24 protein-coding genes are annotated in these 23,785 nt (G+C 54.7%); 12 read left to right on the top strand and 12 right to left on the bottom strand.

Translation table 11 applies throughout. The features are described from left to right. Position 1: 1 nt before the first annotated feature. Positions 2 to 1,939, bottom strand: coding sequence for a type IV secretion system DNA-binding domain-containing protein (locus tag LAO76_09540; GenBank protein MBZ5491162.1), 1,938 nt, complete (start codon positions 1,937 to 1,939; stop codon positions 2 to 4). Positions 1,940 to 1,981: 42 nt separating this feature from the next. Then, positions 1,982 to 2,296, bottom strand: a complete 315-nt coding sequence (locus tag LAO76_09535; GenBank protein ID MBZ5491161.1) for a hypothetical protein — start codon at positions 2,294 to 2,296, stop codon at positions 1,982 to 1,984. 714 nt (positions 2,297 to 3,010) lie between these two features. Here LAO76_09535 and LAO76_09530 point away from each other — a divergent pair. The 3 genes from LAO76_09530 to LAO76_09520 all read left to right on the top strand — a co-directional run bounded on the left by LAO76_09530 (position 3,011) and on the right by LAO76_09520 (position 4,414). Further along, positions 3,011 to 3,421: a DUF2321 domain-containing protein gene (locus LAO76_09530; GenBank protein ID MBZ5491160.1), complete on the top strand. Its 411-nt coding sequence runs from the start codon at positions 3,011 to 3,013 to the stop codon at positions 3,419 to 3,421. Then, positions 3,376 to 3,531 carry a DUF2321 domain-containing protein gene (locus tag LAO76_09525; GenBank protein ID MBZ5491159.1) on the top strand — a complete coding sequence of 52 codons (156 nt, stop codon included), beginning with the start codon at positions 3,376 to 3,378 and terminating at the stop codon, positions 3,529 to 3,531. The genes LAO76_09530 and LAO76_09525 overlap by 46 nt, the downstream gene beginning before the upstream one ends. A gap of 208 nt (positions 3,532 to 3,739) precedes the next feature. After that, the gene (locus LAO76_09520) at positions 3,740 to 4,414 is read left to right on the top strand and encodes a hypothetical protein (protein MBZ5491158.1); all 675 of its coding nucleotides are present in this window, start codon (positions 3,740 to 3,742) and stop codon (positions 4,412 to 4,414) included. Positions 4,415 to 4,476: 62 nt separating this feature from the next. On the opposite strand, the gene LAO76_09515 is transcribed toward LAO76_09520, so the two are convergent. Beyond that, complete coding sequence (locus LAO76_09515) at positions 4,477 to 5,454, bottom strand: hypothetical protein (GenBank protein MBZ5491157.1); 978 nt, start codon at positions 5,452 to 5,454, stop codon at positions 4,477 to 4,479. A 586-nt stretch (positions 5,455 to 6,040) separates the two neighbouring features. Between LAO76_09515 and ltrA the strand changes: the two genes are divergently transcribed. The 4 genes from ltrA to LAO76_09495 all read left to right on the top strand — a co-directional run bounded on the left by ltrA (position 6,041) and on the right by LAO76_09495 (position 10,084). Further along, complete coding sequence (ltrA, locus tag LAO76_09510) at positions 6,041 to 7,516, top strand: group II intron reverse transcriptase/maturase (protein MBZ5491156.1); 1,476 nt, start codon at positions 6,041 to 6,043, stop codon at positions 7,514 to 7,516. Positions 7,517 to 8,354: 838 nt separating this feature from the next. Further along, positions 8,355 to 9,170, top strand: a complete 816-nt coding sequence (locus LAO76_09505) for a hypothetical protein (protein ID MBZ5491155.1) — start codon at positions 8,355 to 8,357, stop codon at positions 9,168 to 9,170. Between the two features lie 237 nt (positions 9,171 to 9,407). Then, positions 9,408 to 9,656 carry a type II toxin-antitoxin system ParD family antitoxin gene (locus LAO76_09500; protein ID MBZ5491154.1) on the top strand — a complete coding sequence of 83 codons (249 nt, stop codon included), beginning with the start codon at positions 9,408 to 9,410 and terminating at the stop codon, positions 9,654 to 9,656. Continuing rightward, the gene (locus LAO76_09495; GenBank protein MBZ5491153.1) at positions 9,653 to 10,084 is read left to right on the top strand and encodes a type II toxin-antitoxin system VapC family toxin; all 432 of its coding nucleotides are present in this window, start codon (positions 9,653 to 9,655) and stop codon (positions 10,082 to 10,084) included. Before LAO76_09500 ends, LAO76_09495 begins: the two co-directional genes overlap by 4 nt. Here the strand turns inward: LAO76_09495 and LAO76_09490 are convergent. After that, positions 10,081 to 10,605, bottom strand: coding sequence for a hypothetical protein (locus tag LAO76_09490; protein ID MBZ5491152.1), 525 nt, complete (start codon positions 10,603 to 10,605; stop codon positions 10,081 to 10,083). The genes LAO76_09495 and LAO76_09490 overlap by 4 nt on opposite strands. 163 nt (positions 10,606 to 10,768) lie before the next feature. Here LAO76_09490 and LAO76_09485 point away from each other — a divergent pair, with 163 nt between their 5' ends. The 3 genes from LAO76_09485 to LAO76_09475 all read left to right on the top strand — a co-directional run bounded on the left by LAO76_09485 (position 10,769) and on the right by LAO76_09475 (position 13,678). Beyond that, complete coding sequence (locus LAO76_09485) at positions 10,769 to 11,293, top strand: type II toxin-antitoxin system VapC family toxin (GenBank protein ID MBZ5491151.1); 525 nt, start codon at positions 10,769 to 10,771, stop codon at positions 11,291 to 11,293. A gap of 782 nt (positions 11,294 to 12,075) precedes the next feature. Then, positions 12,076 to 13,287 (top strand): PAS domain-containing sensor histidine kinase, encoded by a 1,212-nt coding sequence (locus tag LAO76_09480; GenBank protein MBZ5491150.1) that lies wholly within the window; start codon positions 12,076 to 12,078, stop codon positions 13,285 to 13,287. Between the two features lie 19 nt (positions 13,288 to 13,306). Then, a complete protein-coding gene (locus tag LAO76_09475; protein ID MBZ5491149.1) occupies positions 13,307 to 13,678 on the top strand; it encodes a response regulator in 372 nt (123 codons plus the stop codon). A gap of 25 nt (positions 13,679 to 13,703) precedes the next feature. Here the strand turns inward: LAO76_09475 and LAO76_09470 are convergent, their stop codons facing one another. Continuing rightward, positions 13,704 to 15,089: a sigma-54 dependent transcriptional regulator gene (locus LAO76_09470; protein ID MBZ5491148.1), complete on the bottom strand. Its 1,386-nt coding sequence runs from the start codon at positions 15,087 to 15,089 to the stop codon at positions 13,704 to 13,706. A gap of 219 nt (positions 15,090 to 15,308) precedes the next feature. On the opposite strand from LAO76_09470, the gene LAO76_09465 reads away from it, so the two are divergent. Beyond that, the gene (locus LAO76_09465; GenBank protein MBZ5491147.1) at positions 15,309 to 16,025 is read left to right on the top strand and encodes a Crp/Fnr family transcriptional regulator; all 717 of its coding nucleotides are present in this window, start codon (positions 15,309 to 15,311) and stop codon (positions 16,023 to 16,025) included. A 73-nt stretch (positions 16,026 to 16,098) separates the two neighbouring features. Further along, positions 16,099 to 16,428, top strand: a complete 330-nt coding sequence (locus LAO76_09460; protein MBZ5491146.1) for a response regulator — start codon at positions 16,099 to 16,101, stop codon at positions 16,426 to 16,428. A gap of 82 nt (positions 16,429 to 16,510) precedes the next feature. Here LAO76_09460 and LAO76_09455 read toward each other — a convergent pair whose 3' ends face one another. The 7 genes from LAO76_09455 to LAO76_09425 form a co-directional block, all read right to left on the bottom strand. Then, the gene (locus LAO76_09455) at positions 16,511 to 16,819 is read right to left on the bottom strand and encodes a cytochrome c (GenBank protein ID MBZ5491145.1); all 309 of its coding nucleotides are present in this window, start codon (positions 16,817 to 16,819) and stop codon (positions 16,511 to 16,513) included. 98 nt (positions 16,820 to 16,917) lie between these two features. Further along, positions 16,918 to 18,207, bottom strand: coding sequence for a cytochrome c3 family protein (locus LAO76_09450; GenBank protein ID MBZ5491144.1), 1,290 nt, complete (start codon positions 18,205 to 18,207; stop codon positions 16,918 to 16,920). Beyond that, entirely contained in the window at positions 18,188 to 19,264 is a 1,077-nt protein-coding gene (locus LAO76_09445) for a cytochrome bc complex cytochrome b subunit (protein MBZ5491143.1), read from the bottom strand. Before LAO76_09445 ends, LAO76_09450 begins: the two co-directional genes overlap by 20 nt. Before the next feature lies 1 nt (position 19,265). Then, entirely contained in the window at positions 19,266 to 19,748 is a 483-nt protein-coding gene (locus LAO76_09440) for a Rieske (2Fe-2S) protein (GenBank protein ID MBZ5491142.1), read from the bottom strand. Positions 19,749 to 19,837: 89 nt separating this feature from the next. Further along, positions 19,838 to 20,179 carry a cytochrome c gene (locus tag LAO76_09435; GenBank protein MBZ5491141.1) on the bottom strand — a complete coding sequence of 114 codons (342 nt, stop codon included), beginning with the start codon at positions 20,177 to 20,179 and terminating at the stop codon, positions 19,838 to 19,840. Between the two features lie 30 nt (positions 20,180 to 20,209). Continuing rightward, entirely contained in the window at positions 20,210 to 22,759 is a 2,550-nt protein-coding gene (locus LAO76_09430; protein MBZ5491140.1) for a hypothetical protein, read from the bottom strand. Between the two features lie 17 nt (positions 22,760 to 22,776). After that, positions 22,777 to 23,751, bottom strand: coding sequence for a DmsE family decaheme c-type cytochrome (locus LAO76_09425; GenBank protein MBZ5491139.1), 975 nt, complete (start codon positions 23,749 to 23,751; stop codon positions 22,777 to 22,779). Positions 23,752 to 23,785: the final 34 nt, after the last annotated feature.

The following is a 23,785-nucleotide window of genomic DNA, read 5'->3' as shown; positions in this document are numbered from 1 at the left end:
GTTAGTCGTTTTCAAAGATTGATTGTGTCTCCTCTGGCTTCTGCTCCTGCGCCGGAGCACCGTTATGGCTGGGGCCAAAGCGGTTTCGGTCTGGCGGAGGCGGCAGATCGGGCGGCGTGTCTTTGCGGGGAATAAAGCCGTTTGTCCGCTCTCCTTGGGTTGTAGGCCGGGTACGGAATTCCACCACAAGATTGCCGTGCTTGATATAGCCGTGCAGCGCGTCTAGTCCCATGATTACGGAGTCCATCACCAACGGCTTTTTGAAGGTTTGCCGCTGGAAGCTGCGCGAATCACGTTCGCGGCCATCGGTGCGGGTTTCCTGCACACGCTCAAGCTCCACGTCTCCGATGGCTTCCATAATCCATTTGGCCGACTTCGGTTCGCTGGTGCGGAGAAACACTTTGGTTGCAGGTTGCGAGAGCATGGCTTCAGAGTCCAGTCCGTAACGCGCTTCTAGCTGGCTGCGGCCCTGAAAGCCCAGCACCACAGGGTTATTCGATTTCCGGTTCTCCGTGACTGCCGTGTGCAACTGCGGGAGCCGTTGCAGGCTTGCCAGCTCGTCCAGAAGGAACCAGACCGAGCGTGGTCCTGGCCTGCCTTGATTCATCAAGCGCAATACCAGCAGATCAAGCCAGAGGCTTGTCAGCGGTAGCAGGCGCTTGCGTACCTCTGGCGTACTGGTGACGAAGATCCAGCCTTGGCGCTGCTTCGACCATTCGGCGGCGGTCCAGATGCGGGATACCTCCTGCTTCCTCGGCAGCATCTTCAAGCTGTCGGCTACCATGTTGAGCGAAGCCAGTACCCCGGCGCGTTGTGCCGATGCGCCCTGATAAATCATCGCGGCAAGCTCCGTGCCTTTCAGTCTCCGGTCTAGCTCCTGTTCGTGCGAGAGCCACCACACCAATTCATCAGGCGATGGCTTGAGCGTGAGCAAGTAAGCAAACACCTTGCGCGGGCCTTCGACAAAGAAGGGATTTTCCCGGTGACTATCAGGGAATAATGAGGCGGCTACGGTCAGCGCCTCGGCTTCGTGCTGGATTTCATCGGCAGGCGACCAGTACGGCATTCTGGCGTCCAGTGGATTCAAGATGATGTCGCCGCGTGATTGGTCGTAAAACTCCGTCACGTATTCGAGCGCCGGGTCATAGATGATGGCCGAATCATTACGCTCCTCGATCTGCTGCGCGAACTGGCGCATGATGACGGATTTTCCGGTGCCGCTGTCGCCCATGAGCAGAAGATGGGAGCTCTCTGCCTGATAGGGGATGCGTAGCATACGCGCATTACGGCGCAACACCCATTCCCCAAACGTCCTCCGCACGGTGTTGACGATGCCTATTCCGCTGGCGTGGAGCCTGCGATTAAAGGCGGCAACGGTCACCAGTTCCGGGCCCTCCAACCGGATACCCTCGCGTCGTTCCCGCGCATGTCTCAGGTCTGATGGGATCGAAAGCAGAAACACGCCAGCGAACACACCCAAGCCCCACCATAGCGGCACTGCTGCCATCTGCTTCAGTGATTCATCGGCATAGACATAGTGCCGCAGCTGGCCTTCAAGTTGGCGGTTGTCATATTTTCCAGAGGGCAAAAGCGTAAGCTGATACCCACGTTGATATGCCTGCTCGGTGATGACAAGCGGAATCACACGCCCGTTGTCCGCTCGGGTTCTGCCCGGTAGAACATCCTGTTCTCTGGGCACGAATGTTTGGGTTCCACGGACTTCGGCTAAAAGACGATAGTTGCTGTGCTCAACACCAATTGCGGGCGCGAGTGTGGCCCAAAGATAAGTGCGAAACCAATAGCTTTGTAACGGAGTCGATTGCTGGACTTTGTAATAACCTGCGCCTAGCAGTGCAATCAGCCCCAGGATGGATGCGAGAATAAAACCCCTGGGCGTGGCGCGATGCCATGCCCCTGATAAACCCTTGTTTCTTGGCATACAACAACCCCTGCTTTCTTTCTCCTTTCCGGCTGCGCCAGTTCATTTCTTGTTCAACTGGTGCAAACGGTCTATTGCTCGGCGCAACTTCTCACGGTCTGCCAACTCGGTCAAATTTGTCAGTTTTTCGCGGGAAATCGTCTCGCCGGAACCCAAAGAATGCAGCAGGTTGACAGTAATGGTGCGTAAAGCCAGGACTTCGGCTAGCAGGAGAGCGGTTTCATTTAGCGTATAAGAATTGCCGTTTGAATTTATTAAATTGGCCCGGTCTAGCAGCGCCTTCCGGCACCACTCACTGCGGCTCATCCCACTTGCACTCCACAACTGTTCAAGCTGCTTGAATTCTGTGGCCGTCACTTTGGTTGTGATGGCCTTTACAAAGCTTTCCGCATCTCGTTTCATATTGCCGTTCGCGCATCTCGGCTTCTGGTATTGACGCGGCTGAGTATCCGTCTGATTCGGCGCTCGGTCAAAAAATGGAAACTTCGTAAAAGAAAGTGAAAAATATTGACTGTATGGACAATATTGAAAGTCTTGTCATCACCATGGCCGGGGCGCTGTGCGTCACCTGCGGCTATAGACGTATTCCGAGGTATGGCCGATTCGGTCTTCGGAGCAAATTGACAAAGAGAACCAAAGATAGATGAAGACAGACAATCCGGACTAATCCACGTCACGCACGCCATACCCCGGTATAGACGTTTCAGAATGTCTGCTTGACTCGACGGCTCGGAGAAATGCGCACTCCTGCGCACGTTTGCGCACAAATGGCCACTAATGTCACAAGAGGCAGCGCGGGACAGAATGCAGCTTCCAGACCTGAACTGATATGGATCAACAGAAGCTCTGCATCTCGATCCTGGGAGTATCTAGGTTTTGAGCGAACTGGACTTATTACTGGGCCAGATCGCGGATGAGCGGTGGCCACGAGAAGGATGAGGCGTTTGGGTACGGGACCCAGAAGATTGTCGCCATGTAACACGCTGCTGAAAAAATGACCCGAATGATTTTGCTTTTTCTGAGTTGTCAGGACTGAAACCGTCCAATACGAACCTGTGTTAAGCTGCACGCATGAGCATACGAAGGTTCTACGAATCTGAAGGACAACGGACAGAGCAAGAAGGATATGAAACGGCACAGATTTGCGAGAACGGTCACATTATCACCAGCAGTGCCGACTCTTTTCCCCACTACCAAGAGGATCATTGCTCCAAATGTGGCGCGAAGACAGTGAAGACGTGCGCAAATTGTAATGAACGCATTCGCGGCCATTTGCGTGGGGTATTGCCAAGTGTCCATGAGGCACCTCCGCCGAGTTTTTGCCATAAGTGTGGTAACCCGTATCCGTGGACCGAGAAAGGGATCACTGCTGCCAGAGAAATGCTTGCTGAGGTAGAGACACTTACTACCGAAGAAAAGAGGTTCTCAACAAGAGCTTGGATGATCTGGTACGCGATACTCCAACCACTCAGGTGGCAGTAGTTCGGTTTAAGAAATTCCTGCCAAAAGCAGGACGGGAAATAGCCGAAGGTCTACGATCAATCCTAATCAACATTGTCAACGAAGCTGCTAAAAAGGCGCTCTGGCCATAATGACGACAATCGGCATTGTCCATTTGCAATCAAAGAGGAGATCAGCAATTTGTGAACACAAAAGAGAGACCAAATTGTCGCAGAATAATCATCAAAGATGGTTGGCAGCCAAATCCTAAACCCGAAGCTTGGGACGGCAAGACAGCTTTGACACAAGATGGGGAAGAGGTTCGCCTAAACCCCTGGCTTTCGGAAGCAGATGGGAAAGATGATTCAAGAAGGACATTGGGGGAAACCGCTACCGTTGCATAAGATCAAAACAGTCAAGGAGACAAGCAAGGAGCGAGAACGCCGTTTGCAGGAATTGTGCGACAAAATGTTAATTTTGGACGATGCTCGCCCTATTCCTGTTAATTCCGGTGACAAGCTTGTCCGCGTAAAGCACGCATGGCCTTGGCAGTGCGAGTGGGACTGGGACGTTGCCGATCACGTCGCAGTTAAACAGCCGCCATTTCACTACGTGCCAGCCTGGGTTTTCGAAGAGGATAACCCGGTTTCGGCCACTGGAAGAATGGTCTTTGCTTTTCTGTGCAGTCGTGGCTTGCTAGACAAAGAGAACGTGAATGATGGTCCCACGGATGTAGGTGTGTCCAAGAAGGATATTGGACGCGCACTTTTGATTTCAGATAGTGTTGCGGAGCGTGCGCTCCTTGAGCTAGAGGATTTAGGAATCGTAAACATTGAACGATGGAGTCTCAAGTTTAAAGGGCATGAAGGATACTGCAATTTTTACAATGCAAATTCTCTTAAAGCAATCGAGGACCCAGGGCGTTGGGCCCGAATCAAAGCTGCCCAAACACAAGCCGGATTCGTTAGTGGCCAGATCGCGGACGAGCATTGGTCGCGGAGAAAGATGAGGGGTTTGGGCATGGGGCCCAGATGATTGTCGCCATGCAACACGCTATTAAAAAAATAAATCGGCTGTGTCTCGGCTAGACCATGTGTCTATTCAAGCCGCTGTGCCTCCTCGACAAGCGCTTTACGGCGCGATTGCGCTGCCTCCTGGATGGCCTTGACTTCGGCTCTCTGACTGCTGATATGTTTGAAAATCGGAATAAACCTTTGCTTCTCCGCCAGAGCACTCTTACATGCTGTCTCCCAACTTTGGACGGCTTGCATGGTCGCACCGCTCCGCATGAACTGCTCAGAAAGGCCACACCTCTCATTCCAGTTTGCAAAGGTTTGATAGAGGCTTTGGCCGTTGCTCAGTATCGACAAATCCCAAACCTGTTCCACTTGAAGATCGGCCTGCCCGCCCGCTAAATCGCCCTGGCCCACATCCAGTGAGACTTGCGTTCTCGTCACAGAATCGACCGTCTGCCTTTCTCGGGCAATCAAGGCCTGCATCTGGCGTTCGATCTGCTCATAAGAATCTTTGATTCGCGGAATCCTGCGCTCATGCAATTCCGCGTCCGCAATCCATTTTTCTGTTTGCTCAACGGTTTCCCGGAATTGACGGGCGCGGCTCAGAAGCTCCACGCTGAGTTTGATGCCTTTGCCCTGGGCTTTTAAGCTGTCTGTATAGCGTTTGAATTCGTCGGCTGTGCCGCGCACCAATACAGGTGATGTGACGTTCCCTTTGGAATCGGTGATTTGAAGGCGGATTGAATTGCCATTGAACGTCCCGGCAACCGTATTGGTAAAAATGAATGAACCAAATTTGAGGGTTACCTGTCCGGCATCAACTGACCCGCTCACCGTCGTTTGCTGTGCTTTGATCTCGCCTTCTTCTTTCAGTTCTACCGAAGTAAAAACGCCGCTGATCTGCCCATTGCTGGTTTGGGTCAGTTGCAGCATCTCTGCAAAGCCGGTTCCATGTCCGACATATGCACCGCTCATTCGGGATTGGCCGGCGGCGGTTGCAGCAAAGGCCAAAACTAATGCCAAACGGATAAATAGATACTTGCGCGCCGGATCTTGCATTGCACGGAAACACCTTTCGCGCATAAGTGTGTTCCCGTGCTGCTGGAGTGTCGAATTACCTTAGTAATAAATCAATGGAAGATGTACCTGGCAAGCACGAACCCCAATACGGCGGTATACCGCCGTATACCCTCCAGGGGTGACGTGCCGCAGCGCCAACCCGATGCCGAAGGCAGCGTGCCTGCATAACCCCGCTCTTGAGGTTGTGAAGGTCGTTAAACCGGGAGCATCGATAGCTGGCTGGATATAGCGAATGAAAGAGTCGCACGGTGAAGGCGTAGCGAGCCACACCGGCTCCGAGTCATGCGGGCTTACCCGCAAGGGGGCGACCGAAGCGTTGACAGGAGAAAACTACGGGCCAAGGAAGTAGGAGCCGCGAAATACCCAAACTTCAGGATGCCGACGCCCTGACACGGTGCGGAAGGCAACATCCCGATGAGCGCCAGCGCGAGCTTGCCGGGAATCCTGCGCGGTCTGTGACCGTGGCACGTAGGGACATATCCAGCACGGAAGTTGGGAGATCCCGCGTTCTCCCGCGAGCTTCACCGCTCACGGGACGTATCGGGAAGTCCAAGGACAGGAGCCGATGATGAACGAACACGGGAAGTCGGACAGACCGATAGTACCGAAGAAGTCTCCGAACAAAGCCAGACCGTTGGCGGCGGAGGAGATGGAGGGAAGGGGTCTGGCCAAAGGAAACCTGGGCCAGCAAAACGCATCCCGGACTCAGAGCCGGACAGACGCGCTCAGTGCGCTGGAACGGGTACGACGCATAGCGGAACAGAGGAAGCAAGAGAAGTTCACCGCTCTGCTGCACCACATCTACAACCTCGACACCCTACGGACTGCGTACCGGCAGATCAAGCGGCAGGCGGCTCCAGGCGTGGACGGGGAAACGTGGCAGCACTACGGCGAGGCCCTTGAGGAAAATCTCCAGAACCTCTCCCATAGACTGAAGTGCGGAGCGTACCGGGCCAAGCCGGTGCGGAGGGCCTACATTCCCAAGGCGGATGGGCGGATGCGTCCGCTCGGCGTCACGGCGCTCGAAGACAAGATTGTCCAACGGGCGACGGTGGAAGTGTTGAACGCCATCTACGAAACCGACTTCCTCGGCTTCTCCTACGGGTTCCGGCCAGGACGCAACCAGCATAAAGCGTTGGATGCCCTGTTCCTGGGACTCTACGAGAAGCGTGTGAACTTCGTGCTGGACCTGGACGTACGCAGCTTTTTCGATACCTTGTCACACGAATGGCTGCTCCAGTTCCTCCAGCACCGGATTGCGGATCGGCGCGTCCTGCGCCTCATCCAGAAATGGCTGAGAGCGGGCGTGCTGGAAGAGGGGAAACGAATCGTGGTGGAGCAAGGCTCACCGCAGGGCGGTAGTATTTCGCCTTTGCTGGCCAACGTCTATCTCCATTACGTCTTTGATCTCTGGGTTCAAGCCTGGCGGAAGAAGCAAGCTCAGGGCGATGTCATCGTCGTGAGATTTGCCGATGATGCTTTGGTTGGATTCCAGTACAAAGCCGATGCTGAAGCGTTTTGGAAGGACTTGAAAGAGCGAATGCAAAAGTTCTCTCTGGAACTGCATCCGGAAAAGACGCGTCTTCTGGAGTTTGGCCGTCACGCGGCGGAAAGCCGGAAGAAACGCGGTCTGGGGAAACCGGAAACCTTCAACTTTCTCGGCTTCACGCACATCTGCGGGAAGACCAAGAGAGGACGGTTTGCGGTGATTCGGCAAACGATTCGTAAACGGATGCAGGCCAAGCTGCGGGAAGTGAGAATCGAACTGCGGCGGCGCATGCACGACCCCGTTCCAGAGGTAGGCAAATGGCTGAGATCAGTCGTGGGCGGGCATATTCGCTACTACGGAGTTCCGTGTAACCGATATGCACTGGCCAACTTTCGCTTTACCGTGGCCGCGTACTGGCATCGTGTTCTTCAAAGACGAAGCCAGAGCGGACGCGTTCACTGGGAGCGAATGAAATGGCTGATCGCCCGCTGGTTGCCTCCGGCCCACATCTGCCATCCCTATCCTTCGCGCCGTGTGCGCGTCACTACCTGAGGCAAGAGCCGTGTGCGGGAAATCCGCCTGCACGGATCTGTGCGGGGGGTACGGAGCAATCCGTATCCCTACCGCGACAGTCCTTCTCCCGACGCCCGCAAGGGCGGCGCAATTCGGCGCTTCAGAGCCGCTCCTTCTCGGCGCAAATGTGGGGTAACGAATTCCTTCCAGGGCTGGGAATTTGACAGCACGTTCTTGATTAACTTCTGAGGGTGCGGCCAGGGTGAGTCAACGGCGTGCACGCGCTGTGCGGTAACTCACCTGCTCCGCATACCAGCCGTTGCGGTGCCAGGGAGCGCAAGACGTTAAGGATAAATCGGATACATTGTCGCGCATGTCACGGCATTGGAGCTTCAGGCAGTGTCGCGGCAAGGAGCGCCCCCTGCCCGCCAGCAGACTACGCGTCTTCACAAGCCCGGTACTCTTCAATTGATCACGAGGGTCAATCAAGAGACTTAGCTATACTATTTCTGACACCAGCCGTACACGTCAGGAGCTGCATGAAACGAACATGGGAAGAAGCGATCCTTCGTTGTTATGCTGAATTCCCCAAAGGCTGCGCATCCGATCAAGATATCTATCGCACGGTTGGAAGGTTCAAAGAATTAAAGCCAAGTCACATGAGATTACAGGCGGGCCAGAGACCTGCTTATCACAACCAAGTCAGAAGCCACATTTCGAATCTAAGTCAGCGCGGTGATCTTCGGATTGTGGATAATGACTTTCATGGATTAACCGCGAGCGGCTGGAAACGAATTTCAGTTTGACGAATCAAGAACAAGAAAAATGTTTGAATTATTTTCACAGACGGTCGGCCCCTTCTTTTTGAGGTAACGTCATGGATACAAGAATCTTGAGATCGTTCCTCTTGGAATCACTTGCATGGCTAATGGTTATCTTGGTGGTCATGTTTCTTGTGCAGCCAAGTTGGACAATAAACGCGCTGGAGCGTCCAATCGAGCGGCCAGCACCTATCATCATTGCGCTCGGTTCTGGATTAGCTGTGGCGCATTTGCGCCGACAGTTTCTCGGACCGCGCAAGACGCTGAGAGCAAGCACGCTTGTGTTGGAAGATAGCACAGGCAAGGGACGCATCTGGTTGAGTGCCGAGGGCGCAACTCCTAACTTGGCGTTTTGGACTGCTGCTGGCTTACCACAAGTAATCCTTTCCGGTGATGAAAAAGAGCCAAGCCTTAGCATTTTCGGAGGTACTCAGTTGAACTCTGCCGCAGTCCTCTCTGTATCCGATGATGGCTCTGGTCTACGGCTCGGGGCTTCTCCTGGTGGAGAGATGGGAATAAGCCTTGATGCCAATCATAAGAAGCCGCGTCTCACTGTTAATTGCCCTGGCGGATATAGCGCCGAACTACAGGCTACAGAGAACGAAGCCAGCTTGTCGCTGACTGATGCCGACGCGCAATATCTGACCAACCTGAGTTTAGACAAGGACGGTGCAGGGTTAGTATTTCATGACACTCTGAAAGCCGGCCCACAACTGACAATTGGAGCGCAGGATGATAGCTCAAGCCTGATGGTCTCAAGCCGAGGCAGCTCTTGCCTTCTTCACGTGGACGAAGACGGCCCCATACTGACACTGCAAGATGCCGAAGGCAACCTTGTACGTTTTTCATCTCAAAAGCAAGAGGACACCTAAAGACTTCTGGTTTCATTTTTCCCGGCATGATTGTACGGAGCGTGTGAGGTTCGTCAAGGCTCTTCGCTTCGCTCCGACCACTGCCGCAGCCGCGCACAAAACGCGCGGCCTTGACCAACCTCCCTTATGCGCTCCTGTTTGCTTCCAGCTATGGGAAAAATGAAAGAAAAAAATTGAGGGGAGAGTTTTGAAGGGTTCCTGTATCATATTTCCAGCACTAGGAAGCAAGGTTTGCCCATGACCATCGAACTCAAGCCAGAACAGGAACGGATTATCCGAGAGGAAATCCGGAACGGCCATTTTCGTAACGCCGATGAGGTCCTGGACCATGCTTTGGCTGCATTGCGCGAGAAAAACTCTTCCCTAAAATCTGAACCGACGAAGGCCCGCAAGAATTTTGCGCAATTCCTGATGGAATCCCCTCTCGCCGGTTCTGGATTGGACTTGGAAAGAGATAAAGACCAGGGCCGCGACATCGAGCTATGAGCGGGTTTTTGCTCGATACCAATGTGATCTCAGAATTTGCCCGCCCAGACAACAAACCCGATCAGCGGGTTAAGCAATGGCTGGAAACCGCCGATCCTGATTCCCTCTATGCCAGCGTCCTCACATTCGGCGAGATCAGAAGAGGAATTGAACAACTCGTGCCGGGCAAACGGCGTACTCACCTGGAAACATGGCTGGAAAAAGATTTGCACGAATGGTTTGAGAACCGGCTTTTAGTTATTGATGAGGCGATTGCCAATCGCTGGGGATTGCTTGCCGCGGCAGCCCAACGAAGTGGAAGGCCACTGGCCATCATCGATGGTCTTCTATCCGCGACGGCACTGGAACACAAATTGACGGTTGTAACGCGGAATAGCACGGATTTCACTAGCGTAGGCGTGCCGATTCTGAACCCCTGGCAGATTTAGGGTTTCTCATTATCCGGGTGTGCCTGGCGGAACCTTCTGAGACATTCTAGCGTGTAGTCAAAAGCATCCTTGGCCGCATCTTTGCCAACGCCCTTTAAGTTATTGCAAATTGGCTGTGACTCTAATTCTCCAGCGTCGATAAGGGACTTTCCATCCTTGGGCCTAAATGTCAAGACTACCGCGTGAGGCTCCTGCGTGGACTCGATCTCTCTTTCCTGCCAAGTCGTGATGAATGTGGTCAACTGTGTACCCCAGATCGGCTGTGCTGGTTTCCCTGGCCCGGCAGCGGTCGTCCCAACCACTGCTGTAGTTGGACCAGTCGTGTATGCGGTATGAGTTCTGTTAACCGATTGATTGATCTGCTCATCCCATCTCACCGTGACCATCACATAAGTAGCCTTTTCCGCGTCGAGGCAGAACTCCGGATATTGTTTTCGCCCGCGTTTCTCAAACCATTTGGACTGGTCCTTCGTAAATGCCACTACCGGCAGCAGCCCAAGTTTTGAATCAAACTGAAACATGGCAAAATATGCCTTGCAGGGCTGAGGTGCTTGCTGTGCATCTGCGGACGGAATCGTGGACGCGATTATCCCCAATAGGATTATTCTGGCGAGGCTCGACATTTCAGACCTCCTGAGCACCAGCAATTATCTCGCTAAAACGCAAACAGTTACATGGTGATTTATGGCGCTGAATCAGATGACGAAAACTGTACTGGATGCTAATTGCTTCATCGACGCAATAAATTCAAACGCGCATGCTAGTGTCGCCGTGCAGATCATACTTAGTGCATGTTCTTCAGGCAAGCTCACAGTCATGGTGAGTCGTCATACGCTATCCGAACTGTCTGCGAAACCCGACGGAGCATACCAGCTTGCTCAAACCTTCGAAATTTTGCCTCACTGGCCGGTTGGATCAATTTGCGAACAAGTGGCCATGATCAAAGACTTGGCCGGGACCTGGGCAGACGCGCACGACAATGAGCGGATGCAGAAGGAACTGGGGCAACTCGCCAAGTCTGGAAATGATATTCGGGATCGAGGAGCGCTGTTGGACGCAATACGTGCAAAGGTGGACGTATTCGTGACTTCCGATCGCCAGCTTGCAGGTAGTGGTCCGGCGAAAAGAATCCAGACAAGCTTTGGAATCCGCATACTGAGCCCCGGCGAGTTGGCCAACGAAATCTCGCAAACGCTTTCCACGCCGTGAAGGATTTACGGACTGGTATCGGCAAATCGTCCAAGGAATTTTTGTGACGTAATTGTGACCTAGCCAATCACCCAGGATCAGCTAAACCCAACAGAATCAACGCTGGCAAATTTTCCTTCCGTGCGGGCTGAAATTAAGTGTTTCTTTTCTAGCACTTTACTCGCTTAGTGGGACAGTAAGAGCGGGATACAGGCGAGCAAAAAGGGAAGGTGGACGGGAGAAGGAAAGCCGGGGGGCCGGGGGGAGTCCAGAGGGGGACGGCCTGAGTGCCCCCTTTGGCGAAATTTTTGCCCCGATTTGATGATTCGGTGGTACACGGCGCAACGATGACGGATGAGATCACAGGGCGGGACAAAGCAAGAGACGCGGCGGGGCGGAGTGGCGCAACGCCACAGCAAGGCCAGGGGCCGGGAGAAACAGCGGGGAATTCTGTTGATGCGCTAAAGCGCCGTTAAATCGCAAGTTCTAAAATCGTCCGGTAGGGCCGACCATTCTTTATCCTGCGAAAACACAATCGATTCAACCGGAACTCGCGGACGTTGGCATGAACTGCCCGAGCGCAAGCACCCCACGGTCAATGCGCCGCAGCGTAGCGCAGGCGCGAACAAAAGCATGCGTCAAAAATCAAACTGCGCGATTCGTGCCACGCTTTACAGTTCTTGATCTGGGACGAAATGCTCACTTGTTATTAAACTTGTTCTCAGGTTGTGCTTATGTTCTGCACACGACATATTCCAGGTAGTAGAATTGCCGAACCAAAATACGGATGAGTCTGACGCGATATGACATACCAAGACCCCAATGCCTCGGGTGCAGCACGGCAGGAGAGCAGCCTTGAGAGCCGCTATCGCAAGCTCCTGCACGCCGTGCCGGACGCTATTCTGGAAGTGGACGAGCAAGGACGGATTACCATTCTCAATGAGGCTGCCGAGCGGATGTTTGGCTATACTCGTGCGGAATTTCTGGGCCTGAACGTGGAAAACCTGGTTCCCGCGGCCATGCGCAGCGGGCACGCGAAACATCGCTCATCGTATGCGGCGCACCCTAACACGCGGCCCATGGGCACCGGCCTGGAATTGCAGGGGCAGAGAAAAGACGGCTCACTGTTTCCCGTGGAGATCAGCCTCAGCCCGAATTGGATTGAAGGATCGCTGCACGTGATTGCTTCCGTGCGCGACATCTCAGAAAGAAAGGCCGTTGAGAACCGTATTCGCATTTTGCGCGAGCAGTATACGTCCGAACTGACGATGAAGAATGAGCAACTGGAAGCGCGCAACCAGGAAGTGGAGCGCGCGAACAGCCTGAAGACCGAATTTCTGGCCAGCATGAGCCATGAACTGCGCACGCCTCTGCATACGATTATCGGCTTCTCTGAGCTGCTGGGAGAGCAACTGGAAGGCCCGCTTACGGAAAAGCAGCAGCGCTTCGTCGGCCACATCCTGCAGGACGCGCGGCACTTGCTGGAGCTGATCAATGAGGTCCTGGACATCAGCAAGATTGAATCCGGACGCCTGGAATTAAAACGCGAATCATTTGACTTTAATGCATGTATTGAAGAGGTGATGGCCGGTATCCGCCATCAGGCCGCAACCAAGAACATTCAACTTGAGAACAAGAACGCTTTTCATGATTCGCTATATGCTGACCGCGTCCGGCTAAAGGAGATCCTTTATAACCTGCTCAACAACGCGGTGAAATTTACGCCTGAGACCGGCCGCGTGTGGATAGAAGCTGCGCGCCAGGGCGATGCTCTGCACATTTCCGTGTGTGACACGGGAATCGGTATTCCAGAAAGAGAACAGCCTTCCATCTTCGAAAAGTTTTATCAGGTGGGCGACACCACGGGAGGTGTCCGCGAAGGCACGGGCCTGGGCCTGCCGATTACCAAACATCTGGTGGAGGTCCATGGCGGCGCCATCAGTGTGGCCAGCCAGCCGGGAAAAGGCAGCAGCTTTCGCCTGGTGCTTCCGCTCATTCAGGAGCAGGCCGCGTAAAATAGTTTCTTAATTATTAATGAAGAAAATCCTGATTGCCGACGACAAAGCGACAAGCCGTGAACTCCTGCGTACCGTCCTGGAACGCCAGGGCTATGAAGTAATGGAAGCGGCGGACGGTGAAGAAGCCCTGCAAAAAGCGTTGGCGGAACAACCCGATCTCATCCTGCTGGACCTGCAAATGCCTCGGCGCACCGGATATGAGGTTCTTAGCGAGCTAAGAAAGGATGCGCGCCATGCCGCGCTGCCGATTATCGCGCTCACGGCGAGCGCAATGCAGGGTGATCGCGAAAGAGCGCTGGCTGCGGGATTCACCGGCTACCTGGCCAAGCCGGTGCCGCTCGTCCACCTGCGGGAAGAAGTCCAGCGCTTGCTCCAGACAAAGGAGTAACGGGTTCAGACCGAGCGCGACTGCTTCACAGCAAACCAAATTTTTTCATCTTGTAACGCAATGCGTCGCGGCCAATGCGCAGTTGCCGTGCCGCTTTTGACTGGTTCCCTGCCGCCTGATTTAGCGCGTCCATCACCAGCTTTTTTTCATGCTCTTCAAGGGAGGCGTTTGCAGACTCGGCTACGCCGCCAGAATGCGCGGACGGTACAGCGGCAGCAGCGCCCATGGCATGCTGCGCGAGAGGAGGAAGATCGGCCACGTCAATCATGTCCGTCATGGTCATCATTGCGCCATGCCCAATCACGTTTTCCAGCTCGCGGACATTGCCTGGCCAGTTATAACGGCCCAGCACAATTTGCGCCCGTTGCGTGAGACCGTTGATCTGCTTGTTGTATTGCTGGGCGAATTTTTTTACAAAGTGCCGGGCCAGAATCGGCAGGTCGCCCATGCGCTGCGCCAGCGGCGGTGTTTGAATCTCCACCATTGAAAGCCGGAAAAACAGGTCTTCACGGAATTGGCGCTCCGTAATCTGGTGGCGCAGGTCTTTGTTGGTGGCCGCCACCACTCGCACGTCGACTTTTTGCGGCGTTAGTGAACCCACGCGCAACACTTCCTGATTTTGCAGCACGCGCAGCAGCTTTGCCTGGGTTGATAGCGGCATGTCGCCAATTTCGTCGAGGAAGAGCGTACCGCCGTTGGCGTGTTCAAACAGCCCCATCTTATCGCGGTCGGCGCCGGTAAACGCGCCCTTAACATGGCCAAACAGTTCGCTTTCAAACAGCGTTTCCACCACGGCGGAACAATTCAGCACCACGAACCGGCCTTTCACCTGGCTGAGCCGGTGCAATGCCTGCGCCACCAGTTCTTTTCCTGTCCCGGTCTGGCCCGTGATCAAGGCCGCGCGGTAGTGCGGCGCAATGCGCCGGATGCGGGAAAACATCTCCCACATTTCCGGACTGCGTCCCACAATCCCTTCAAACTGCGCCGTCTCCAGCACCTTGTCTTCAGCGTGCCTTGCCTGTTGCCGCAACAATGCGGCATCAATGATCCGGCCCACGCGTTCGCGCAACGTCGCCAGGGAAATAGGTTTGTTCAGGTACTCCGCCGCGCCCTTGCGGATGGCTTCCACCGCGGTCTCAGTGGTGTAGTGCGCGGTCATCAGAATCACGTCAATCGCAGGATCAAATTCGGTAATCCGCTCCAGGACTTCAAGGCCGCTCATGTGCGGCATCACCAGGTCCGTCATTACCACCTGGGGACGATGCGTGTAAACCAGATCAAGCCCCTCTTCCGGATCAGACGCGGTAAGGATCTTCACATTGTCTGACGCCAGGGCCGTGGAGATATATTCCAGGCTGCGCAGGTTGTCATCAATGATGACCAGTTCGATCGGATTTCGACCTTCTGCCATGTTTTCTTTCCGGGAACTTGCGTCTGCGGCCAGATGATTTGCCCATCGGGCACGCAATGGGCTGCGTTAAATGGCGCAGCTCTGCGTTTTGCCACTCAGCAGCGATTTTAGCAGCCCGCGTAAGTCCTGTCTTTTCAGTAGCGTCGAATGGCTTCGGAAGTGCTTTTCCAAGGGTGTGCCGGTGAAGACGCTAACCCGGCATTCTGTAGGAGGAAAGAAATGGCAACCATGGCTATGAATACTGTTTCCACGAACATGCCCCCATCGATGTTTCACAACAATCTGCCGTTTGCTCACCTTAAAAATGAGGCCCTGGCGCGTTTTGAGGCCATCGCACCGGAAGTGAGCCGCTCACGCGGTGAAACTCTTTTTGTAGAAGGTGAAACGCCTCGCTGTGTCTTCGTGATACTCTCTGGCCGGGTCAAGCTCTCGGTAAGTTCCCGCGAAGGACGCACCGCCATTCTGCGCGTTGCCGGGCCTGGTGAGATTCTGGGCATCAGCGCCGCCATGAGCGGATCGGCCCATGAGACAACGGCAGAAGCCGTGGAGTTGTGCCGGGTAAAAGCCATCCGCGTCAGCGACTTTCTCCAGCTCCTGCAGCAGTTCCCTGAAGCTTCCGCTGAGGCCACCAGCTGCCTGTTGCGGGAATACCGCGTGGCCCTGAACAATGTTTGCCGGCTCGCACTGCCGAACACGGTCGCCGGAAGACTTGCCTCACTTCTTCTCGAATGGCTTGACGCGCCGCGCGCGACAGCCAGCAATGATCGCCGCTTTATCGTGGCCCTGACACAGGAAGAAATTGCCAGCATGACCAACACATCTCGCGAAACAGTCAGCCGCGTGCTGCACCAGTTCCAACAGGACAAATTGATCCGCATCAAAGGGGCCTCAGTAACGATCCTTCAACCTCAGGCACTCGAACTACTCGCGGTCTAAGGACATGAACGTGTGCGCCATATCTACGACATCTGGAACCAACACGGGACCTGGGCTTCGAAGCATCTTGTGTGTGGATGATTCGAACGAAATACTGCTGATTTGCCAGACCGTGCTGGAAGCAGATGGCTACCAGGTATTCACCGCAGGCAGCGCCGCAGCCGCGCTCCATTTGCTCCGTACGCATCTCGTTGACGCAGTTGTGCTCGATAATGTGATGCCCGGCATGAGCGGCATTGCCCTGGCGCAGGAGATCAAGCGAGTATCGCCAGACATACCGGTGATCCTATATAGCAGCCTGGAGCGGCCCGATGAAGCAGTCCCTGTCATCGATTCCTATTTATCCAAAGGGCAAGGGCCAATTGCGTTGCGCAAACTGATTCGAGTGCTCCTGCACAAATAACCTGCACCGCCTTTTTTCTACAGTTGAGCGCAAAAAAGCCCGGAGCATTTCAATGCCCCAGGCTGCGCACAAAAACTTTCCGCTACTTCAGGCTGCGAATATATTTGATCAAGCCTTTGATCTGATCATCCGTAAGCTTACCGTCATATTTCGGCATCTTGCCTTTGCCTTCCTTGGTAGTCTTGACCAGTTCGGCATCAGATTGCTTGGCCACTTCGGGCGACTGGAAGTCTTTGGCGCCCATCTTTTGGCCGGCGGCTGTCCCCTTGCCGTCAGCGCCATGGCAAACCTGGCACTTTGATTTGTAGAGCGCAGCGGCATCGTCGGCGGCGGCTGGAATGGCCGCTGCCAGCAGCATGCCCAACGCCATGGTGCAGATCATTGCTTTCATACTTCCCTCCATATTGAATATCTCACTAAGTACTAACCCGGAATTGCTAAAGCAGTCGCACTGAACTTTACCAGAATATTAGAATCTCCACCGCAATGTCAGGTGGTCTGAGAATCCTGGCCGCTCTCAATCTGCTTCAGATACATCTTGAGCCCGGTGATCACAATCGCAATGGCAATCAATGAAAGCCCCAGGCCATAGCGGCGATAATTTCGTTCCTTCAAGGCCTCTTTGCCCGCTTCATAATTTTTTTCGGCAGCCACCAGCCCCGGTTGAATATCCTGCTGCACGCGCGCGACGTTGACGCTATGGATCGTGACTCGCGCCTTAGTGAGCGTATCGCGGGTTTGTACCAGATCGAGCTTTGCCGCGCTGACCTCCATGCCGGAGCGTTCCGCCTTACTTAGAATTTGATCGGACCTGTCGATGGCTGCCGCGAGCTGGGCCAGATGGTCCCTGATGCTGTTTGCGGCAACAAAACCGGGATCGCCTTCAGTATGGCACTGTCCGCAGACTGACTTGTCGTCGGTGCCAATCAGCGCATCAGTAGGATGCTGAATGCCGTGATTGCTATGGCAGGTGACGCAGCCAGGCAATCCGGCAGAAGCGAATGCCGCCTTGTGCGGGCTTGAGTCGAATAGTTGCGCCTGGAACACGTGGCACGTGGAACAAACCGCCGCCACTGACGACGCTCCCGGAGGCGTGGCGCCATGATTTCCGTGGCATGTGACGCACGTGGGCGCGCTTAAGTCTCCGCGAACCGTCAGTGCTTCATGGTGGACGCTTTTTTTATATTCCGCGAACTGGTTGGTCGGAATTTTATATTCCTTCATGCGCTCTGCGTCAGAGTGACAGCGAGAGCACGTAGCAGGGACGTTCAGCGGATACACGGTGGACCGCGGATCGTTCGGTGGCCGGATATCGTGCACGGAATGGCAGTCCACGCAGACCGCGACTTTCGTGTCACCGGTGGCCAGCCGTTTTCCGTGAACACTGGTGTGATACTGGCTGAGCTGGTCCGTGCGAAGGCCTGGATTGTACTTGCGCATGACTGCGGGATCGGAATGGCAGCTTCCGCACAATTGCGGAATCTGTGCCCGAGTGACCTTGCCCTTGAAGCCGGCCTTCTTGCCCATGGCAACTTCAGGATCGTCACTGTTGGGGTCGCCGCCGTGGCAACTGGCGCAGGTGAGTCCTTTTTGCCCGTGGATATCCTGGCTGAATTTTTCTTCGGTCACGCCCAGGTTGTCCGTCAAGACGGAGTGGCACTCCAGACATGAGTTTTTTGTCTGCCCGTGCGCGGAGCCGGCCAGCAGTAAGCCCGCGGCCATGGCCAGAAACCATCGAGAGGTGTGTGAAGCCGCGGATTTACTTTGCAAAGTGGCCATAAATGGTCATTCCTATGATGTACGCCAGAGCTACAACTGCCAAAGCATTGACCCATCTACGGGCGCGGGCAGTGTCAATAAAAGGCAGCAGCAGCCAAACCGCTCCCGCCACTCCAAATGCCAGCACCCCCAGGACTTCGCCATCCATGAAAAATACTTTTGAGGGAATCACCTTGAGCGTTTGGAACATGAACAGGAAATACCACTCGGGCTTGATGCCCGCGGGAGCGGAAACAAATGGGTCCGCCTTGACGCCCAGGTCCCAGGGAAAGATTGCCGCCAGAGCGCCGAGCACTCCCAGCGCCACATACCACGCCATCAATTCGCGCAATGCAAAGTTCGGAAAAAACTTCATCTCACGCAATGCGGCAGGTTTGGCCAGCCATTCCGCTTCCAGCTTGGGAGGCACGCTGATGCCGAATCGCTGCACCAGAAGAATGTGCAGGCCGATCAACATCGTCGCCAACCCGGGCAGCACGGCAACGTGAAATCCGAAAAATCGCGTGAGCGTGGCCCCGGTGACTTCTTCTCCGCCGCGAAGAAAGATCATCAGCGGGCGTCCGATGATCGGCACTTGCCCGGTGATTTCCGTTCCTACTTTGGTAGCGAAGAACGCCAGCGTGTTCCATGGCAGCAGATAGCCGCTGAATCCGAAACCCAGCACCAGGAACAGCAGAATCATGCCGCTGATCCAGGTGAGTTCGCGTGGTTTGCGGTAGGCTTTGAGAAACGCCACGCTGAACATGTGCGCAAACGCGGTGAACACCATCAGGTTGGCGGACCAGGAATGGATGGAACGGATCAGCCAGCCGAATTTTACCTGCGTCATGATGTGCTGAACGCTCTCAAACGCTTCATTGGCCCCAGGCCGGTAATAGAGCAGCAGCAGGATCCCAGTGAGCACCTGAATGACAAAAAGAAAGAGCGTAATGCCGCCGAGAAAATACCAATGCGACAAGCGATGGACAGGAACGGTTTTCTTGCGCAAGGGAGCAAGCAGTTCGTTCCAGCCAAAGCGATCGTCAAGCCAGTCGTGCAGTTTGCGGAAGAGACCCATGTCAGGATTCCTGGCGGCGCCGGACAAATATCTCGTCGCCCCGGACTTGCACTTCAAAGGCCTCAAGCGGACGCGGCGGCGGTCCGGAAACGTTGCGCCCATTCACGTCATATTTACCGTTGTGGCAGGCGCACCAGACTTCGCGGGTATCGTCACGATATTGCACCGTACACGCCAGGTGCGTACATGTGGCTGACATTGCCTTGTACTCGCCACTGGTGGTACGTACCAGCAATCCCGGGCGGCTGCCGAAGCGAAATATCTTGCCGCTGTTCGGCTTCAGATCGCCTATCTTTGCGGCAATTACGGAACCGCTGCCCATGTCAGATTCCTTGGGAGGAACAAGAAACCGCAGCACGGGATAAAAAAAGGCTGCCGCGCTCAGGAAAAAACCACTGCCCAGAAGCGCTTCTATGAACCGCCTACGCCGTACAGGCGCTGGACCATGCGGAGATTGGGGAATGCCGGGATCAGAGGGAACCATGCGGCCTCACTGGAATGAACTTGAAATGCGGGCCCAACTTCTACAAAGATGTTCACAAAAAATCGTTGCTTTCCTTCGACCAGCGGACGCTACTTGCCCTTGGGCCCTGCCTTCGCCAGATCACGCATGTACTTGATCAGTTCCGTGAGCTGATTGTCCGTGAGTTTGCCGCCATAGGCCGGCATCTTGTTTTTGCCTTTTTTGGCGACTTCCAGAAGCTCGGCATCCGTTTGTTTCTGGACCTCAGGGCTTGTGAAATCCTTGACTGCAAGTTTCTTGCCGGCGACGCTGCCCGTGGCGTCAGGCCCGTGGCAGATTTGGCATTTCATCTTGTATAGGGTCTGAGTAGCATCTTGGGCAGCGGACTGACGTACGGAGCCCAGGAGCAGACCGAGCATAATGATGGCGATGGCGCTGAGTTTTAATTTCATTCTCTCTTCCCTCCAAAGCGTGGCTTGCTATTACATGGTATAACGCAGTGACAGCGAGAACATGTTTCCGCGGAAATCCCGTGGGAACGTTGGGCCCGGGTTGGACTTCTCATTATAGTCGTAATAGTTCCATCCCGACTTGAACGTCACCTTCTCTGAAACCACGAATGCTATGGAGGCCGTGGGCAGATGGTAGTTATAAGCCAAAGGCCCCGTAGGCGCGATCGGGTTCAGGATCAGGGTATTGCCGTTTGTTGTGGTAACGGCATAGCCCGCTCCGGCGGTGATGCGCTTGGTGGGCCGCATGATCAGTGACGCAGAGCCATAATTCGAGGTGTTGGTATAGACCGACAAGCCGGAAAGAAATGGCGTTCCGCAACTGATTGTGCCCGGAGGATTCAGGTTCGGCGTGGCGACAAAGCAGATGTTCGTCTGCGAGAAAATGTCGTTGTAGTCATAGGAAAGGTCCACACCCCACATGGCTTCAGGTTTGGCAAGCGCGGCGCTGAACCCATAGCTGCGGTTGTGCTGAAGCAAGCCGATATCGGCGCTGGTATTGCGCGCTTCAAGGATGCGAATCGCCGCTCCCAGATTGATCCAGTCCGCCGCCTTGTAACCGGCGCGGACGCGGTAGTCCTGCGAGTGGCGTGGCGTGATACGGAAGAACACATTGTCTCCCGAGAAGAACTCTACATCACTGCTCAAGCGGAACTTCTCTGTGCGGGCGGCAAAACCGACAAGCCCGGTGCTTCCATTGATCTGGGTGAAGTCTTCTCCCACGTCCGCGGCGGGAACAGCCACGGTGCATGTGCCATCAGGATTCAGCGGATGGGCAATGGCCGGAGCGCAAGCGCCACGGTTGGCCAGGGCCGCTGTGGGTCCAGGATAGAAAGTCTGGATCTGAACGTTGTCCACTCTTTGCGTGATTTCCCTGCGCTCAAAGCGGTAGCCAACATGCGCGGTAATGCGCTTGGTGAAGTCATATTCCAGAAGGAAGGTATTGGATGTCCGCTTCTGGCCCAGAAAATCATTGCGGCTGTCCACAATCAAGTCAGCCGCGGAGCTGGAATTGTGCTGCGGACACGTTGCCGCGGTAAACGGCGGTGGGCAGGTGGCCGGCGTGAACACATTAGGATTGGATAAAAGCGTGGCGCCGATAAGGTTAGAAGTGACCAGGCTCCAGTTGCCCGGAATACTGAACCCGTCATACCGGAATGAGTCCACGATACGGAACTTGTCGGTTACGTGGATGGTCGCACCCAAATCTGCTGCCAGAGAAATACGCTTTGCCAGGGCGCCGCCGGTTAGAGAAAAAGCCCGCACGCGATTGCGGCTGGTAAGGCCATTAAATAATTCCGCCGTTGAAGGATCATCGGCCTCGGCGTCTGAATAGTTCAACCTTCCGGAGAGGTCCACATGGTGGAAGTACTCACTTTGGAAGCTGAACTGTTCGGTAGGGAATGAATTGCGCAGGCGTCCAAAACGGCTGTAGCTGAAGTATCCGTTGCAGGCTGGATTGGCAAAACCGGTGCCGAGCACGGTCGGGGTGCATGGTTGCCCCGCGCCTGTGTTGTAAGGGATGCCTAAGTTAACTGGGATGCCGCCTGCCAGCGTGAAACTAGGAATGCCAAACAGATTTTGCAGGCTTGGGTCGGCCAGGTTGGCGGTCGTGTCGCCTTTAAAATAAGTATAGAACTGATCGTAATTAATGCTGGTCCTGGGTATAAAGCGGAGAGAAACTCCAAAATTATAATTATCGGTAGTATTCAAGGTCGGTGAAAATAGCAATGCTTCTGTGCCCTGATGGTCGCTGCTGAAAGTGTTGCCTTCATTCACCACTCTTGACCAGCCCAGTTTTACCCTGATGTTGCCGACCGGGAAGAGCGTGAGATTGGCATCGCTCATCCTGCGAGTTACGAGAAATTCATGCGGCGAGTTCACGATTGGGACAATTGGGACTGAGCTGCCCGGAGCAGTCGGATTCAGCGGATTGGCGAACAGGTCATAATCGAAGATATTCTGATCGCGCCTGAAGCTTGCGTTGAAACTGTAGGTTTTTCCCTTCTGCGCGCGCACCCGGCTCAGGTTGTTAGGATCGCCGCCATAGCCGAAGTTGCTGAATAGAAGATCGTCGAAGAGAAATCCCTTGTGATCAGGTGAATGCAGGTCAAGGGTATATTCCAGCAGCCGGGGACCGGTGCCCAGATTCACGAAAGTGTCCCATGTACCCTGATTGCCGGTAAAGTCAGTCAGGCGTCCGCCAAATTCCGCAGACTGTTTGATGACCCACGGACCGGCGTTTTCACCCTCATTGTGCTCTGTTGTGACTGAGGTGGCCAGCACATCGGATTTGCGGGCGGAATCCACGGCCACGCCAAGATCAGGCTGGCGATGCTCCTCATCTTCTTTCTTGGCCGTTGCCGTTGCCGCAGGCTTCTTGTCTTTGTCCGCCTGCATTGCCGGCGTCGCCGCCGGCTGATCACTTGGCGTCTGCGCGAAAAGTGTAAGGCCAAACAGTCCCATTCCGACCAACAGAAGGCGCGATGGCCACATACCCGGAATATGCAATTTTCTATTCATCTCATCACCTTTATGTTTTACGGTTTGAAGAACACCCTGTCTGAGTTGGAGCCGTGAATGGCCGTGTGACACATCGTGCAGGCCTGATATTTCTGGGCCTGGTTATGGAACGATGGAGCCGCAGGAGCCGGCGCATCCACCGTGAGCGTGTGGCACTCCAGGCAGAGCAGGTTTACATTGCTGCGCTTTAACAGCCGCGGATTCGACGAACCGTGGGGGGTATGGCAGGCGACGCAGCCTTCAGTCTTGATGGGGGCATGTTCCCAGGCAAAGGGACCAGCCTTATCCGTATGGCAGTTGAAGCAGACCTGGTCTTGCGCGGCGGTGGAACGCAACTGGTGCTTCATAAAGCCGCCATGCTGGTTGTGGCAGTCGCTGCAGGCAATCAGGCCTTCATTCACGCGATGGTGGAATGGCTTAGAGAAATCCGGCTTAACTTCAAGGTGGCAGCTGTAGCAAAGATTCGGCTGCGCCATTTTCAAAAGCTGGCGATTCACCTTGGGAGAGTGAACGGAGTGGCAATCCACGCAACCCACGTTATTTTTCAGGTGCTGCGAACGCAGGAAGTTCGCGTGCTCTTCACCAAACTCATGGCAGGTAAGGCAACGCTTGGAAGACTCTTCACGCGAGAGCGAAGCAAAACGGATGATCTTGGCGGGATCGGCCGATTCAGCGTGCTCCTTGCCGGGACCGTGGCAGGCCTCGCAACCCTGGAACTCCACGCCTTTATGCTTGTTCAGCTCGGTCTTCCAATGCGGGCCCTGATCATAACCTTTGGCCTGCTGCTCGTGGCAGGTCTTGCAGGTTTCAGCCCCCACATATTGCGAGGGATCGACGCCCTTATGGCTCTCGGCTAAGTCTTTAGCCTTTGTCTGGCTGCCCTGCTTATCGGTATCAGTTCCTTTGTCTTTCTTCGGGCTGGCGTTGGTGAGACCAACCAGTCCTACAAGAAAGACCAATAGAATAAACAGCCTGAGTCCTTTTCCTGACATGAGCGACCCTCGCTTTTCTCCATTTTTCGCAATG

It is taken from the genome of Terriglobia bacterium (assembly GCA_020072645.1).
In the GTDB taxonomy this organism is placed as follows: Bacteria; Acidobacteriota; Terriglobia; order Terriglobales; family Acidobacteriaceae; genus Angelobacter.
Note: the sequence above shows the minus strand (reverse complement) of the source record. Positions and strands in the feature narration are given on the sequence as shown.